Genomic DNA, 16300 nt, shown 5'->3' with positions numbered 1-16300 from the left:
TTTCGATGCGGAACCGGATCATGCGAGCGGCGCGCCTTGTTCTTTGCGCTGCCGCCGCGCATGTCCCGGTCTCTGCGTCGGCCGCGGGCTGGACAAGCAGCAATTTCGAGCTGGTGGCGCTCAGCGACGCCGAGCTTTCCGGGCGGTCGATCAACGTGATCCATATGGGCAATGTCGAGTTGACCTCCGGGCGCATCGTCGCGGCCGACCCGCTCGCCCAGCCCGATCGTCCGGCGCTCGCAAGAACGGTTGCGCCGGGTGAATATCCGGTGACGCTCTACCAGGCCTTCGGGCGTGTCGCCGCCGCCAGCATGCGCGTTGCCGAGGGCAAGCCGGATCATTGGGAGTTCGCGGTCCTGCCCGGCCAGGATCCGGCGACGCTGAAGGATGACGAGATTTTCGGCTATCCGGTCGATGCCGGCGTCGGCTGCTACATGGATGCGGGGACGCTTGCTTTGATCGACGAGCGTCAAGCTGAGGTGCAGGCGCAGAAGCCCGACGCCGATATCAATTATTACGACGACGTGCTGGCCGCCGATCTCGATGCCAACAAGGGCACCTATGCGCTGCACCGGCCGGTTGCCGGCAAGAAGGGCAATGTCGCAGTGTTCTGGAGCGGCTGGGGCGACGGTTTCTATCCGGTTTTCTGGGGGCTCGACAAGGACGGCCGCGCGCTGGTGCTGCTGACGGATTTCAGCGTGATCGAGAATGCCGACGGGCGAAGGGAGCCTAAGCTGCAATGAACGCGGGGATCGGGATCACGGCAGGGCGGAAGGGCGTGGCTGCCATCGCGGCCGCCGCAGTCTTCGGCATTCCTGTGGCCGCCTTCGGCGCCGCCTGCAAGCAGGAACGGGCCGTCTACGTCGATCGTGAGGGTGCCTATGAATTGCGCTTTACACCGCTGAATTCTGCCTCGGCTGCCGCCAGCAACCAGTTCAAAGTCAGTGCCCTCAAGGCGCCGGTGGTGATGGAAGGGTACGTCATGCCATCGGAAGATCCGGTGCGTGCCATCGGCATCCTGATGTTCAATTGCCCCGAGGGTGATGCGACCGGCGCCGATCTCATTGCCTGCACGGTCTGGCAGGGGGCCGTCTACGGCATCGATGCCGAGGGCCAGATGGACAATCTGCAGCCGGAAGGTGCCGAGGCGGCTGAAAAGCTGGTGCTTCCCGGCCTCGGTCCGGCCATTCGCGAATCCAGCGCCTGGGGCGAGGGCAAGGCTTCCGTGGCGCCCTGGGACGTGCTGACATTCAAGGAGTGTGCGACATGAGCGATACCCCTGTTGTTCTGGTGACCGGTGGAAGCCGGGGCATCGGCGCTGCCGTCTGCCGCCTCGCCGCGCGCCAGGGCTGGCGCGTGGCGGTGAATTACGCGTCCAACCGCAAGGCCGCGGATGCGGTCGTGGCTTCGATCGTCGAGAATGGCGGCGAGGCGGTGGCGATTGAGGGCGATGTCGGCAAGGCTCAGGATATCGCCGCGATGTTTACGGCGGTCGACCGTCATTTCGGCCGGCTCGACGGCCTCGTCAACAATGCCGGCATCGTCGACTATCCGCAGCGGGTCGATGAGATGTCGGCAGAGCGGATCGAGCGCATGCTGCGCGTCAATGTCACCGGTTCCATCCTCTGCGCCGCAGAGGCCATACGCCGCATGTCGAGCCGGCAGGGTGGCCAGGGCGGCGCAATCGTCAACGTCTCGTCGATGGCGGCGATCCTCGGTTCGGCGACGCAGTATGTCGATTATGCCGCCTCGAAGGCGGCGATCGACACGTTTACGGTGGGGCTTTCGCGCGAGGTCGCTGCCGAGGGCATTCGTGTGAACGCCGTCAGGCCCGGCATCATCGAAACCGACCTCCATGCTTCAGGCGGCCTGCCGGACCGGGCGCGCGAGATGGCGCCGTTGGTCCCGATGCAGCGAGCCGGCACGGCCGAGGAGGTGGCGGATGCGATCCTCTATCTTCTTTCCCCTTCGGCTTCCTATATAACCGGCGCAATCCTCAATGTGAGCGGCGGCCGCTAGAAGACAGGGCGAAAAAACAGCATGCAGTATATTCTCGAATTTCTCGGCCTGATGGCGGTTTTCTCGATCTTCATCGTCGTCCCGGGGGCCGATTTCGCCGTCATTCTGCGCCAGAGCATCGTGCATGGGCGGCGCGCCGCGATCATGACCGGGCTCGGCATGGGCTTCTCGCTGCTCTTTCATATCAGCTACACGATCCTCGGCCTCGGGCTGATCGTCTCGAAATCGCTGATGCTGTTTGCGGTCATCAAATGGGCGGGTGTCGCCTATCTCGTCTATCTCGGCATCAAGTCGTTCCGCAAACCGGGCTTCAAGGTGCAGGAGATCGAAGTGACGGCCGAGGACCGCAAGCCGGTCTCGATGCTGAAATGCCTCGGCATGGGTTTCATCACCAATGCGCTGAACCCGAAGCCGGTGCTATTCTTCCTGTCGCTGTTTTCGACGCTGGTGCATCACGACACGCCTGATCTGATCCAGTTCTCCTACGGCATCGGCATGGCGACGGCGCTGGTCGCCTGGTTTGCCGGCGTCTCCTATTTCTTCACCGTCAAGGCGATCTGTGACCGCTTCATCGCCGGCGGCAAATGGTTCAACCGCATTTCCGGAGCAGCACTCGTCGGCTTCGGCTTCCGCCTCGCGCTCACGCGCGCGGCCGACTAAACGAAAAATCCAAAGGAAAAGAAGCAATGTCCTACGATGTGATCATTATCGGAACCGGCCCGGGCGGCTATGTCTGCGCCGTCAAGGCAGCCCAGCTCGGCCTCAAGGTCGCCGTTGTCGAAAAGCGCGCGACCTTTGGCGGCACCTGCCTGAATGTCGGCTGCATTCCGTCGAAGGCGCTGCTGCATGCCTCCGAAATGTTCCATCAGGCCGGCCACGGCATGAGCGCGCTCGGCATCGATATTGCGGCGCCGACGCTCAACCTCGGCAATATGATGGCGCACAAGGACGCCACGGTGAAGTCGAATGTCGATGGCGTCGCCTTCCTGTTCAAAAAGAACAAGATCGACGCCCTCCAGGGCAGCGGCAAGATCGTCTCGGCCGGTAAGGTTGCGGTCACCGCCGACGACGGCACGGTGCAGGAGATCGAAGGCAAGAACATCGTCATCGCCACCGGTTCCGACGTCGCCGGCATTCCCGGTGTTCAGGTCGAGATCGATGAAAAGACGATCATCTCGTCCACCGGCGGCATCGCGCTGGAAAAGGTGCCGGAAACGCTGATCGTCGTCGGCGGCGGCGTCATCGGCCTCGAGCTCGGCTCGGTCTGGTCGCGCCTCGGCGCCAAGGTCACCGTCGTCGAATATCTCGACACCATCCTCGGCGGCATGGACGGTGAAGTCTCCAAGCAGTTCCAGCGCATGCTCGCCAAGCAGGGCATCGATTTCCACCTCGGTGCCAAGGTCACCGGCGTCGAAAAGGCTGATAAGGGCGCCAAGGTCACGTTCGAGCCGGTCAAGGGCGGCGACAAGGTGACGCTCGACGCCGAAGTCGTTCTGATCGCCACCGGCCGCAAGCCGTATACGGCGGGTCTCGGCCTGGAAGAGGCCGGTGTCGCGCTCGACAATCGCGGCCGCGTCGAGATCGACGGTCACTTCAAGACCAATGTCGCCGGCATCTATGCGATCGGCGACGTGGTCAAGGGCCCGATGCTGGCGCACAAGGCGGAAGACGAGGGCGTGGCGCTCGCCGAAATCCTCGCCGGCCAGCATGGCCACGTCAATTATGACGTCATTCCGAGCGTCGTCTATACCCAGCCGGAGATCGCCTCGGTCGGCAAGACCGAGGAAGAGCTGAAGGCGGCTGGTATCGCCTACAAGGTCGGCAAATTCCCGTTCACGGCAAACGGCCGCGCCCGCGCCATGCTGGCAACCGACGGCTTCGTCAAGATCCTTGCCGACAAGGAAACCGACCGCGTGCTCGGCGGCCATATCGTCGGCTTCGGCGCCGGCGAGATGATCCACGAAATCACCGTGCTGATGGAGTTCGGCGGCTCGTCGGAAGATCTCGGCCGTACCTGCCATGCGCATCCGACGATGTCGGAAGCGGTCAAGGAAGCCGCACTCGCGACCTTCTTCAAGCCGATCCACATGTAATCTCACATATTGGTAATGAGCATGCAGCCGCTTGCCGCGAGGCAGGCGGCTGTTTTAGTTCAACCTGAACCGCTCTAGCCCCGCGCTGCAGCGCTTCCGGATTGCCGAGCTCTTCCTTGTTTTTGATTGGCTACTTGGCGCCCGACCAGCTGGCCGCGACGGGCGGAGGGAGTTCAGTCGAAAAAGCCAGCATCCTCTTCCCTGAGATATCTCCTGGCCCCTTCAGCGTCGATATCGAGACCCAGCCCCGGCGCTTCCAGCAGGTCTACCATGCTGTCCTTGACGATCTGCGACGGCAAGCCGATTACCAGATCCTCCCACCAGGGGTCGGAGGCGGTCGGATATTCGAAAGCGATGTAATTTGCCGGCAAGGTGGCGCAGACATTGATCAACGCGCCGAGGCCGAGCAGGCCGTTAGCGGTGCCGTGCGGCGCCATCAGGATCGAGTGCATGTAAGCGTGCTCGGCGACCCATTTGAGCTCGGCAATGCCGCCAACGTCGGCTGGATCGGGGCCGATGACGCGTACCGCCTGCGTCTCGATCAGTTCCTTGAAATTGTGCCGCAGGTAGATCTGCTCACCAGTGTGGATTGGCGTCGAGGTGGAGGTTGTCAGTTCCCGATAGGCCTGCGGATTGACCCACGGCACGTAGTCGCCAGTCAGCATGTCCTCCAGCCACATCAAATTGTACTTCTCGACCGCGCGCGCGAACTTGATCGCGTCGGGCAGCATCCAGCCGGGGCCGCAGTCGAGCGCCAGGCTGACTTTGTCGCCCAGCACTTCTTTCATCGCGATCACGCAGTCGAGCATGTGATTGAAACCGCGCTCGCTGATCAGGCCCTGATCCATGGCACCGTGATAGCCGGCCTTCTTCTGCGTCACGCCGTAGTGGAAGCCTTCGATGGTGTCCTTCATGTTGGAGTGGAAGGAGATTCCTTGCTTGACCATGAAGAAGTTCTGCGGCTGCTCCATCATCCATTTGACGTCAGCGGCGTAGTCCTCCGGGCGGTCGCCGGTGCGTTTCTGGCGAATCGAGCCGTTGTAGACGCGCACCTTGTCCCGGACCTTGCCGCCGAGCAGTTTATAGACGGGCACACCCGCGGCCTTGCCAGCAATATCCCACAGCGCATGCTCAATAGCGCTCACCGCCGCGCCATACGGCTTGAAAGAGCCGCGTTGGCGGATCTTTAGCATGACTCTCTCGACGTCAGTCGGGTCTTCTCCGATCAGCGCCTCGCGGAAATGCAGCACCCAAGGCTTGAGGTAGGACTTGGTGAATTCGACTTCGCCCAAGCCATGGAGGCCCTCGTCCGTAACGATGCGGACGATCGGGTGTTTGCCGATAACGGCGCAGCGCAGATCGGTGATTTTCATCTTCGTTCCTTTTCGCCTCAGCTCCAGGTGCGATCCCAGGAATATTCATCGTCCCAGTGATCAGTCGGCTGCCAAATGCCGGCGACACCCGGCTGCAGATGCTGCGAGATCACCTCGTCGACGACGTCGTCAATCCCGAGGCCCGGCTTGTCCGGAACGGTGATGAAGCCGTCCTTCACCAGCGGCTTGGGAAGGCCCGTGACGATATCGTCCCACCAGTCGACATCGGCGGAATGGTATTCGAGTGCCATGAAATTTTCGGTCGCGGTCGCGACATGTGCCGCGGCCATGGCGGCGATCGGACTTTCTGCCATGTGGATGGCCATGGCGACACCGCGGTCCTGCGCCATGTCGCCGATCTTCTTGGTCTCGAGGATGCCCCCACTGGTGAGCAGGTCCGGGTGGATAACGGAGACGCCGCCGCTGTTGAGGAGAGGCTCGAAGCCCTCCTTGAGGTAGATGTCCTCGCCGGTGCAGATCGGCACCGTGGTGGCGTCCTGCAGTTGTCGGTATTGCTCGGTATACTGCCATGGGATCACATCCTCGAGCCAGGCCGGCACGTATTTTTCAATTCGCCTGGCAAGGCGAATGCCGTTCTGCATCGAAATATGGCCGATATGGTCGATCGCCAGTGGCACATCCATGCCGATGACCTCACGAACCTCGGCGATGTATTGCTCAAGCAGGTCGAGCCCTTTGTCGGAAAAGTGCAGGCCGGTAAACGGGTGCTGGACGTTATGCAAATCGTAGGCAGCATTGCGGACACGCCGCTCGTCAATGGTCTTCAGCGGCCCGCGATTGGGAGGATCGCGGTATCCTTCCAGTGAGCCGGCAGGAAACACCACCGCACCGGGCACATCGGCGATCTGCATCAGTCCCAAATCCATCTTGAGGAAGGTGAAGCCGAGCTCCATGCGCTGCTTCAGGCGCTTGCCGGTCTCGGTGCCGCTTGGCACGGTGGCGTCGGTATCGCAGTAGACGCGCACTTTCTCCCGAAAACGGCCGCCGAGCATCTGGTAGATGGGGACGCCATAGGCCTTGCCGGCAAGATCCCACAACGCGATTTCCACCGCCGATACGCCACCGCCTTGCCGGCCGTGCCCGCCGAACTGCTTGATCCGGCGAAACAGTCGATCGATGTTGCAAGGGTTCTCACCGAGCAACCGGCTCTTCAGCATCAGCGCGTAGGTGGCGCTGGCGCCGTCGCGCACCTCGCCAAGCCCGACGATGCCCTGGTTAGTGTAAATCTTAAGCAGCACCGAGGTGAACGGGGCGCCGACAATTTCGGCAACCCGCAAGTCGGTGATGCGAAGGTCGGACGGCTTGGAATGCGTGTTCACCCGATTGAGCGCCTCGTCGGCTCCGTCTGCCTCTGGCATGATTTATCCTCGTTTGGTCGGGGGGGTGGCGCCGCGCACGCGGGGACGGCGTAAAGCGTTTGCTAGTCCAGCTCTATCTCGTGGCTTTGAAGGTAGTCGCGGTTCATTTCGACGCCGAGACCAGGCTTGGGCGTCAGCTTGAGGCTGCCGTTCGAAACATCGAGCGGTCTGTCGATGAGGTGATCGTATTTGCCCAGGTTCCACTCCGACGTTTCGAGTTTGTAGAAGTTGGGAACGGTCATCATCACCTGCGCCCCCGCGACCACGTTGATCGGCCCCGCGGCGTCATGCGGCGAGACGGGGATGTAGTAGGCTTCGCATAGGGCAGAAATCTTCTTGAGTTCGGTAATGCCGCCGGTCCAGGTGACATCGGGCATGACGTAGTCAGCGAGCTTGTTTTCGAGCACGGGCACGAAATCCCACTTCGTGTGGCCGCGCTCGCCCCACGAGATCGCGACGCTGACCTTCTCGCGGACCTGTCTGAGAGCGTTGAGGCTCTCCGGTGGACAGGGCTCCTCGAACCAGTCGATCTGACCAGCTTCCTCGAGGCTCCGACAAAGGCGAATGGCGGTGGGAACATCGAACCGGCCATGCGCATCGATAAGGATGTCGACATCCGGGCCCGCCGTTTCGCGGATGAGGGCCGTGAGTTCGGCGGCTACGCGCTCGTCTTTGCGGGTCATGCTGCCATCGAGATAGCCGTCCCGCTGTTCGCGAGGCAGGCCATCGGCGGTGCGCCCTTGGTAGGGGAAAGGATCGAACTTGAGCGCAGTGTGGCCGGACTCGACGATATCTCGAATTTCGCGGACCACTGCCTCATTGCTGGTAAATTTGGCCTGGTTGGGGTGGGTGTAGAGCGCAATTTCATCGCGCACAGCTCCACCCAGCAGCTCGTAAATCGGCTTACCCAGGACTTTGCCTCGGATGTCCCAGAGCGCGATGTCGATGGCGCTCACGCATTCGACTGCGGCGCCGCGACTGCCCATGTAAGTGAAGCTACGGAATATCTTGTGCCACAGATACTCAATGCGCGCTGGGTCCTCGCCTGTCACAGCGGCCCCGATCTGTTGCAGGATGGTGCAGAGGGCGCGATTGGCGAGCCTGGTCGTCGTCGTGATCTCGCCCCAGCCGCTGACCCCCTCGTCGGTCGTCACTTCGACGAACAGAAACTCTCCCCAATAGGAAGCATCGGACTTGATAAGCCACGGCCGAACGCTGGTGATTTTCATCTCAACTGCCTTTATCTGAAGTGGTCGCGATACGACGTTCCAGGCCGTGCATTCTATCCTGCCCGGGCGGCGTTACGCGCCCGCATGTGTTCGAGGATGTGCCGGCCGGAGCCCTCGACATGGCGTGCAATGAGGTCGCCAGCCTCGTTCGCATTTCCCGCTTTGACATGCTCGATGAGCTCGCGATGCTCGCTCAGGATCGCGGCGCGGCGGGCGAGCGTGAAGTTGAAACGCCGGCTCACGGCTCGCAGCACCTCGCGATGCTTCCACCAAAGCTCGGCGGCATGGCGATTGTAGTGCCTTTGGTACATTACGGTGTGAAAGGCGGTGTCGAGTTCACTGTGCCGCAACGTGTCGGCGAAGTCGTTGTCTTCAATCAGGCCTTGGATGCGTTCGAGTTCAGCAATGTCCTCGACGGTGGCCATATTCACGAACCATCGCGTCAGTGCCGGCTCGATCAAAACCCCTATCTCGTAGATGTCCCGCACAAAATCCTGATCTATGGGCCGGACGCGGGCTCCCCGGTTGGCAACGAAGGTGACAAAGCCCTCCCCGCGCAACAGTTGCAGAGCCTCGCGCACGGGGTTGGTCGAGGTGCCGTGGCGTCGGGCGAGATCGGTGATCACAAGCCGTTCGTTGGCAGCGAGCCGCCCTTCGATGATGTCTTCCCTGATCAATTGATAAAGCGAGGCGCCCTCGCTGGAGGCCCCGGTAGCGTCGATCCCTTCGGGTGGCTGTGCTTTAAAATCACTTGTTTCGGCCAAGGCTGTCCCCAATCAATACACGCATTGCTCAAATATCATGCAAGGTTTCCATAAACAATGTACGATTTCGCTAGTTGACAGGCAATCTGCGATCTGAAAACGTATGATAAGCTCGAAGTGATACATCGGATGAAAGCATCCCGCGGCCGACGAGCAAAGACCGCCCGTCTCGACGAAGAGCGGCATGGGAGAGAACCTGGAGGATACCTATGACGAGGATTTCACTCGGCGGTGCCGTCCTGCGCGGCACTGTCTGCACTGCTTTGATGGTATCGTTGATGTCCGCGTCCGCGCTGGGTGCGCCGGTCGACTTGAGCAAATGGTCGCCGCAATATGTGCGCTCCATTGCCGGCACACAGGAATTTGACACGGCGGCCGATTGCGGCAAGGTCACCCCGCTCGACTACAAGGGGCGACTGACTTTCTGGTATCAGGGCGTGTTCGAGGGCGACCCCGACCTCCTGCGCCAGTATTACAAGGAGTTCTTCGAGACCTTCCGCAAAACCTATCCAAACATCCAGCTTGAGGAACAGGCCCTCACCTATAACGACCTGCTGGACAAGTTCCGGACCGCACTCCTTGGCAATGCAGCGCCCATGGCGGTCCGCCTGCAGATCCTGGGCGGCACCGAGTTCGCTTCAAAGGGCTATTTGCAGCCGCTCAAACCCGAGGATGTAGGGTATTCGACCGAGGATTTCTGGCCCGGTGCAATGAAGGCTGTAACCTGGGAGGGGGCGACCTACGGCATCCCAACCAACAACGAGACCATGGCGTTCATCTGGAACGCCGACATCTTCAAGCGTGCGGGCCTCGATCCGGACAAGGCTCCGGCAACCTGGGACGACGTCGTCAAATACTCCAAGCAGATCCACGACAAGCTCGGCATTGCCGGTTACGGCCTCGTGGCTCGCAAGAATGCCGGCAATACCCCTTACCGCTTCATGCCGCAGTTGTGGGCCTATGGCGGCGGCGTCTTCGACGAAGCGACCGCCAACCCGACCTATAAGGAGGTCGAGCTCAATAGCCCGCAGAGCAAGGCGGCGTTGCAAGCCTCCTACGACATGTATGTTCGCGACAAGTCGGTTCCGGTTTCGGCGCTCACCAACCAGCAGGCCGACAACCAGCCCCTCTTCCTCGCTGGCCAGCTCGGCATGATGATCTCGCATCCGTCCGACTACAACGTCATGCTCGACCTGCAGAAAAAGGCAACGGCTACCGACAAGGACAAGGCGCAGACCGTCATCGACAACATGCGCTACGGCCTGATTCCGACTGGTCCCGACGGCAAGCGTGCCGTCGTGTTTGGCGGCTCCAACATTCACATCCTGAAGCCCGAATATGTCGAGGGCGGCAAGGTAGACGAACCGGCTGCAAAGGCCATCATCTGCATGTGGACGAGCCCAGAGTGGTCGCTGAAGATGGCCTATGCCGGCTCGAACCCGGGAAACCTCAACGGCTTCAAGACAAAATGGATGAAGGAACGTCTTGATAACATCAAGTTCCTTGATGTCACGACTTCGATGCTGCCATACGGCATCCCGTTCCCGGCGCTGCCACAGTCCCCCGAGATCATGAACATCATCGTCCCGGATATGCTGCAGAATGCCCTGACGGGAGCCATGACCGTCGACCAGGCAGCGGACGACGCAGCCAAAAAGGTAAAAGACCTGATGGACGGCGGTCTTTAGTCCAGGCCTGAAGATCTGACCGGCTGCGGCTCGATTGCAGCCGGTTTGTTCCCAAGAATAAGGGCACGGCAAAGTGACGATATTGACTGGCAAGGCCGAGGCTCGCAGAAGACTGCAACCCGACAGGCCGGGGGTGCTGCGAAAGATTTGGGAGCATCGCGCTGACTACGCGTATGTGCTTCCTGCGATCGCCGTGATGCTCATCGTCATAGCCTACCCGATCTACTATACGATCGAGCTGTCGTTCTTCAATACACCGCCTGGCCTGCAGCTCCGCGACAAGACTTTCATCGGTCTCAACAACTACATCTCCATCCTCACAAGCCCGGTGTTCTGGAAGGTCACCTCGAACACTCTTATCTGGACACTGGGATCCACGCTCATCTCATTTGTCCTGGGGTTTGCCTGCGCCCTGGCGCTCCATCGTGACTTTGTCGGCCGTGGCATTCTGCGCGCCGTTCTGATCATTCCCTGGGTCATCAGCGCGGTTGCCGCCTCCTATATCTGGAAGTGGATCTACCATTCGGACTTTGGGATCATCGGCGCGGTGCTGGTCGGCCTCGGATGGGCCGACCGGCCGCCGAATTTCATCGACAGCGTCAGCACCGTGCTGCCCTCGCTGATCGTCGTCAACATCTGGCGCGAATTTCCGTTTGCCATGATCATGATGATGGCCGGCCTGCAGACGGTTCCCGACCAGTTGCTGCGCGCCGCAAAAGTCGACGGAGCCAATGCATGGCAGCGGTTCTGGCACGTCACCTTTCCGCACTTGAGAAACGTCTCGACGGTGACGATCCTTCTGCTGGCAGTGGCCAACTTCAATTCTTTCATCATCCCCTGGATCATGACCGGCGGCGGGCCGTCGAACGCATCGCACATCTGGATCACCCATATTTATGAACTCGCCTTCGGCCGCCAGCGCTGGGGTGTGGCATCGGCCTATTCTGTGCTGCTGTTCGTGATCCTGATGTCGCTCGGATACTTCTACGTCCGTGCGCTGAGCGGCAACGAGCGGAAGGACGGGAGCGAATGAGCACGATTGCCGAGACTGCCCATCGAGGCCAGGCACGTCGCCGTATGCGCATCGATGGATGGCGGTGGGGCGGACGCGCTTTCCTTGTGTTCATGCTGCTTTACACCGCATTACCGATGGTCTGGATGCTGATCACCTCGATCAAGTCCGGCTTCGCGGCCATGCAGTTCCCGCCGCAATGGTGGCCGGACCAACCTACCCTTGCCAGCTACCAGAAGCTGCTCGATCCGCAAAACAGCGTCGGCCAGGACTTCTTGCGCTTCTTCTGGAACAGCCTTTTCGTCTCCACCGCCACGACCATCCTTTCGGTGATCGTGGCAGTTCCTGCGGCCTACGCGTTTTCACGCTTCACCTTCCCGGGCCGGAACTTTCTGTTCTTCGCCGTCTTGCTTCGCAACATGTTCCCGGCGGTGATTTTTCTCGTGCCGCTCTTCATACTGATGCGCGCGATCGGGCTGGTGAACACGCATGCGTCGCTCGTCCTCACCTACCTCACATTCGGCCTGCCGCTGGCAATCTGGCTCCTCAAGGGCTTCTACGACAATATCCCGGTGCAACTCGAGCAGGCGGCGCGCATCGACGGGGCAACGCGGTTCCAGGCCTTTATCCTGATCGTGATGCCGCTCTCGGCGCCGGGAATCATCGCCACGGCGATCTATTCCTTCATCGGCGCGTGGAACGAGTACATCTACGCCTACACCTTCCTCTCCAAGAACGAGCAGTTGACACTGCCGGTCGGCATCCAGCGCTTCTTCTCGGAAAATACAACGGACTTTCCGGGCCTGATGGCGGCCAGCTTCATGATGAGCGTGCCCGTCGTGGTCCTGTTCCTCGTCCTGCAACGATACTTCGTACGGGCGCTCACGGAAGGCGCAGTCAAGCACTAGAACAGGATGATTTTAGGCCGGTGGCTTAAAATCTGAATCCTGTTCTAAATTAAAGAGTTAGAGCATGATGTCGTGAGAAAACCGCTCACACTTTTCGGCATCATGCTCAAGGGGAGTTGCCGGTGGCCCACGTGGTCCTGAAAGATCTGGTCAAGACCTATGGCAGCTTCAAAGCTGTCAACAATGTTTCGCTGACGGTCAACGACGGCGAATTCGTTGCGCTCGTCGGCCCTTCAGGCTGCGGCAAGACAACCACGCTCAATCTTGTGGCGGGGCTCATCCCCATCACATCCGGCGACATCGTCATCGGCGAGCGGGTGGTCAACGACCTCGACCCTAAGGACCGGGACATCGCAATGGTGTTCCAGAACTACGCGCTCTATCCGCAGAAATCGGTCTACAAAAACCTGGCATTCCCGCTGCAGATGCGCAAACTGCCAAGGGACGAGATCGACAAGAAGGTCAAGGAAGCAGCGCGGGTGCTCGACATGACGCAGCTGCTGGAGCGCAAGCCACGCGAACTTTCGGGCGGGCAACAACAGCGCGTGGCGCTGGGCCGTGCCCTGGTTCGCGATCCGGCGGTGTTCCTGATGGATGAACCGCTCTCCAACCTCGACGCAAAGCTGCGCGTGCAGATGCGGTCGGAGATCAAGCGTTTCCACCAGGACCTCAAGGCGACGATCATCTACGTGACGCACGACCAGCTCGAAGCGGTCACCATGGCCGACAGGATGGCGGTGATGAACGGCGGCTACCTGCAGCAATACGATTCACCGGCGCAGGTCTTTGCTCATCCGGTGAACATGTTCGTCGCCAGCTTCGTCGGCAGTCCGGCGATGAGCCTTGTTCCGCTGGAGGCATCGACGGCAGGCGGCAACACCGTGTTGACCAGCGCGGAGGGCTGGCGCCTCGAGCTCTCGCCAATCAACGCCCGGAAGGTCGAGAGGGCAACAACCAGGAAAGTCGTGCTCGGCGCACGTCACTCGACGATCAAGCTGCACAAGAGTGCGATGCCTGGAAGCATCCCTGCCAAGGCCTATACCGTGGAGCCGACCGGAGACGTCACCTTCGTACAGGCGTTCCTGTCCGGCGCCATCGTCAATGTCAGCGTACCGCCGACCATTGCCGTCGCGCCCGACGAACAGATTTGGCTCGAGTTCGATCAGGAGCGGATGCATCTGTTCGACGGCGAAACAGAAATGGCCCTCAAGGCCAACTGAGACCAGGCGGAGGCGTGTGAAACGAGGGCGTGGATGACGACGATGCTTAAAATCACGGCGATCAAACCCTATCCAGTATGGGTCGGAACGCGCAATCAGATGCTGGTCAAGATCGAGACCGACAACGGCATCTTCGGCTGGGGCGAGAGCGGCTTGAGCGGTCGCGAGAAGGCCGTGGCCGGGGCGATCGAGCACTATCGCGAGTTTCTCATCGGCCGCGATGCGATGCAGATCGGTCGGGTCTGGCAAGAAGTTTATCGCAGCCAATACTTCGAAGGCGGGCGCGTTCTTCAGGCGGCGATTTCGGCCATCGACATCGCCCTTCACGACATCAAGGGCAAGGCGCTGGGGGTGCCGGTCTACGACCTCTTGGGCGGCAAGCAGCGCGACCGCATTCCTACCTTCGCCTCGACCGGTGACGAGGCCGAGGGCGATGTTGCGATCGAACGAGCCCGCGAACTACGAGCGCAAGGGTGGCAGGCGATCCGCTTCTTCCCCATCGGGCAAAACAGCAGGGACATCTTTGAGCCGCGGGAGTCGATCGGCGCCACCGCAACGATGCTGAACAAAGCGCGCGAGGCGCTGGGCGACGACGTCGTCCTCGGCATCGACTATCATCATCGGCTGTCGGTGGCGGAAGCCGCGAGCTTCTGTAACAAGCTCGGCCGTGGTGTGCTTGATTTCCTCGAGGAGCCGATACGAGACGAGACACCCGAGGCCTACGAATCCCTGCGCACCATGACCGACATCCCGTTCGCCATCGGCGAGGAATTTGCCAGCAAGTGGCAATTCCTGCCCTACATCGAGCGTGGCATCCATCAGTTCAACCGGCTCGATGTTTGCAATGTGGGCGGGCTCACCGAAGCGATGAAGGTCGCCGGCTGGAGCGAAGCGCACTATGTGGACTTGATGCCCCACAATCCCCTCGGCCCCGTCTGCACGGCCGCGACCATCCATCTCGCCGCCGCGGTCCCGAATTTCGCCTGGCTCGAGACAAGGGCGCCCGAAGCAAAGCTAGGCTTCGGTAATTCCGACTTCTTCCCCGTGCAACCACGGCTCGACGGTCCCGACTATCCGGTCAGCGATCTGCCGGGGCTCGGCGTCGAGGTCAACGAAGAGGCGGTCAAGGCGGAGAGCTTTCGGTTCTGGGAAGCGCCTCACCTGAAGCGCCGCGACGGTTCTGTCACAAACTGGTAGTTTCATACACCGGAGCCAAAAATGACGCATACGCCCGACATTCCGCGACCGCCCAAAGAACTGATCGACGCGCTGAAGGAAATCGGCGCCGCGACGGTTGCCGGCACGCTTGGCCACATGGGCTTCCGCAATCCGCACATGGTCGGTCCCGTGTCGCAGAATCGCGGGAAGTCGATCGTCGGGCCGGCCCTGACACTTCAATTCATGCCGCAGCGGCCGGACCTCTTCACCGAGGGCGAATATGCAGATCCGGAGACGCAGTTACATCGCCACGTGCTTTATCACGTGCAGGAGGGCGATGTGGTCGTGGTCGACGCGCGCGGCGACATGACCTCGGGCGTCTTCGGCGATATGATGTCGACGTATTTCAAAGGCAGAGGTGGCGCCGGCATCGTGATCGATGGATGCATGCGCGATCGGCCCAATGTCGAGAAGCTGGATCTCCCTCTATGGCTGCGCGGCTGGACGCCCAACTATCATGTGCAGACCGGCATCTATCCCAACGCCGTCAACGTTCCGATTGCCTGCGGCGGTGTCACAGTCATCCCCGGGGACATCATCGTCGCCGACGATGATGGGGTGGTGATGCTTCCAGTCGCTATGGCCCCGAAGGTCATCGAAGAATCGCAAAAGCATCACGATTGGGAGGAGTTCTCGCGCGTGAAGCTTATGGGGGGCGGGTCGTTGCAGCGCTACTATCCGCTGCATGACGACGCCCGCGAAGAGTACGAAGAGTGGCGGAAAACAAACCGCTAGGGAACAACTTAGAGCGGTTCAGCTTTTCACGGAAGCGCTCAGCCGCTCTAACCTTTTGTTTTTACGCAATCCTGGAATTGCTCTAGCTCCGGATTACCCTATAGCTATGGTGAATCGCAGCGATAGACATTTGACGAAGGTCAAGAAAATGCAGCAGCCGTCCACCATGGCTTACAGTCTCAGCCACCGCTTCCTTCATTGGACGATCGCGCTTTTGATCTTCTTCAATCTGCTGTTTCCCGACGGCATGAACATCTGGCATCGGCTGATGCGCCGGGGCGAGGTGCCGACGCCGGAGCAGGTTGCGTCGGCGAATATCCATGCCTATGTCGGCATCGCCATTCTGCTGCTCGCCGTCGTCAGGCTCGGACTGCGTTTCGTCAACGGCGTGCCGGCCGAGGTGGCGGAGGAGCCGGCGATCTTCCGTCTTGCGGCGAAGCTTGCCCATGCCGGCCTTTACATCCTGATCTTTGCCATGCCGCTTTCAGGCATCGCCGCTTACTATTTCGGCATCAATCCCGCCGGGTCATTCCACGCGGACGTCCTGAAGATCATTCTCTGGGCGCTGATCGCGGCGCATGTCGCCGGCGCGCTCGTCCATCAGTTCTATTGGAAAACCAATGTGCTGCGCCGGATGACGCTCGGCTGAATGCCTGGCGGTT

The 16300-nt window shown here is 60.7% G+C and carries 16 protein-coding genes; 12 read left to right on the top strand and 4 right to left on the bottom strand.

Annotated features, from left to right (window positions below; translation table 11 throughout):
* Positions 1–5 precede the first annotated feature (5 nt).
* The 5 genes from RLEG4DRAFT_RS31270 to lpdA are packed head-to-tail and all read left to right on the top strand — an operon-like array spanning position 6 to position 4112.
* Positions 6–743: a DUF4241 domain-containing protein gene (locus RLEG4DRAFT_RS31270; protein WP_003582801.1), complete on the top strand. Its 738-nt coding sequence runs from the start codon at positions 6–8 to the stop codon at positions 741–743.
* Positions 740–1270: a hypothetical protein gene (locus RLEG4DRAFT_RS31265; protein ID WP_003582799.1), complete on the top strand. Its 531-nt coding sequence runs from the start codon at positions 740–742 to the stop codon at positions 1268–1270. Before RLEG4DRAFT_RS31270 ends, RLEG4DRAFT_RS31265 begins: the two co-directional genes overlap by 4 nt.
* Positions 1267–2019: an SDR family oxidoreductase gene (locus RLEG4DRAFT_RS31260; RefSeq protein WP_003582798.1), complete on the top strand. Its 753-nt coding sequence runs from the start codon at positions 1267–1269 to the stop codon at positions 2017–2019. Before RLEG4DRAFT_RS31265 ends, RLEG4DRAFT_RS31260 begins: the two co-directional genes overlap by 4 nt.
* A gap of 21 nt (positions 2020–2040) precedes the next feature.
* Positions 2041–2679: a LysE family translocator gene (locus RLEG4DRAFT_RS31255; protein ID WP_003582797.1), complete on the top strand. Its 639-nt coding sequence runs from the start codon at positions 2041–2043 to the stop codon at positions 2677–2679.
* A gap of 26 nt (positions 2680–2705) precedes the next feature.
* Positions 2706–4112 (top strand): dihydrolipoyl dehydrogenase, encoded by a 1407-nt coding sequence (gene lpdA / locus RLEG4DRAFT_RS31250; protein ID WP_003582796.1) that lies wholly within the window; start codon positions 2706–2708, stop codon positions 4110–4112.
* Between the two features lie 173 nt (positions 4113–4285).
* Here the strand turns inward: lpdA and RLEG4DRAFT_RS31245 are convergent, their stop codons facing one another.
* The 4 genes from RLEG4DRAFT_RS31245 to RLEG4DRAFT_RS31230 form a co-directional block, all read right to left on the bottom strand.
* A complete protein-coding gene (locus RLEG4DRAFT_RS31245) occupies positions 4286–5485 on the bottom strand; it encodes a mandelate racemase/muconate lactonizing enzyme family protein (protein WP_003582792.1) in 1200 nt (399 codons plus the stop codon).
* 17 nt (positions 5486–5502) lie between these two features.
* On the bottom strand, positions 5503–6864 hold the full coding sequence (locus RLEG4DRAFT_RS31240) for a mandelate racemase/muconate lactonizing enzyme family protein (protein WP_003582791.1): 1362 nt from the start codon (positions 6862–6864) through the stop codon (positions 5503–5505).
* A 62-nt stretch (positions 6865–6926) separates the two neighbouring features.
* Entirely contained in the window at positions 6927–8093 is a 1167-nt protein-coding gene (locus tag RLEG4DRAFT_RS31235; protein ID WP_003582789.1) for a mandelate racemase/muconate lactonizing enzyme family protein, read from the bottom strand.
* Positions 8094–8146: 53 nt separating this feature from the next.
* Complete coding sequence (locus tag RLEG4DRAFT_RS31230; RefSeq protein ID WP_003582788.1) at positions 8147–8857, bottom strand: GntR family transcriptional regulator; 711 nt, start codon at positions 8855–8857, stop codon at positions 8147–8149.
* A gap of 209 nt (positions 8858–9066) precedes the next feature.
* On the opposite strand from RLEG4DRAFT_RS31230, the gene RLEG4DRAFT_RS31225 reads away from it, so the two are divergent.
* From RLEG4DRAFT_RS31225 to RLEG4DRAFT_RS31195, 7 genes are all read left to right on the top strand, one after another.
* Positions 9067–10545, top strand: coding sequence for an ABC transporter substrate-binding protein (locus RLEG4DRAFT_RS31225; RefSeq protein ID WP_003582786.1), 1479 nt, complete (start codon positions 9067–9069; stop codon positions 10543–10545).
* A 73-nt stretch (positions 10546–10618) separates the two neighbouring features.
* A complete protein-coding gene (locus tag RLEG4DRAFT_RS31220) occupies positions 10619–11578 on the top strand; it encodes a carbohydrate ABC transporter permease (protein ID WP_003582785.1) in 960 nt (319 codons plus the stop codon).
* Positions 11575–12465, top strand: a complete 891-nt coding sequence (locus RLEG4DRAFT_RS31215; protein ID WP_003582783.1) for a carbohydrate ABC transporter permease — start codon at positions 11575–11577, stop codon at positions 12463–12465. The genes RLEG4DRAFT_RS31220 and RLEG4DRAFT_RS31215 overlap by 4 nt, the downstream gene beginning before the upstream one ends.
* 122 nt (positions 12466–12587) lie before the next feature.
* A complete protein-coding gene (locus RLEG4DRAFT_RS31210; RefSeq protein ID WP_003582781.1) occupies positions 12588–13685 on the top strand; it encodes an ABC transporter ATP-binding protein in 1098 nt (365 codons plus the stop codon).
* Positions 13686–13718: 33 nt separating this feature from the next.
* A complete protein-coding gene (locus RLEG4DRAFT_RS31205; protein ID WP_003582779.1) occupies positions 13719–14882 on the top strand; it encodes a mandelate racemase/muconate lactonizing enzyme family protein in 1164 nt (387 codons plus the stop codon).
* A gap of 21 nt (positions 14883–14903) precedes the next feature.
* Positions 14904–15638: a ribonuclease activity regulator RraA gene (locus RLEG4DRAFT_RS31200; RefSeq protein WP_003582777.1), complete on the top strand. Its 735-nt coding sequence runs from the start codon at positions 14904–14906 to the stop codon at positions 15636–15638.
* Positions 15639–15786: 148 nt separating this feature from the next.
* Positions 15787–16287, top strand: a complete 501-nt coding sequence (locus RLEG4DRAFT_RS31195; protein ID WP_003582770.1) for a cytochrome b — start codon at positions 15787–15789, stop codon at positions 16285–16287.
* Positions 16288–16300 lie beyond the last annotated feature (13 nt).

Source organism: Rhizobium leguminosarum bv. trifolii WSM2297 (assembly GCF_000271845.1).
This window is presented reverse-complemented; position numbering and strand designations above follow the sequence as displayed.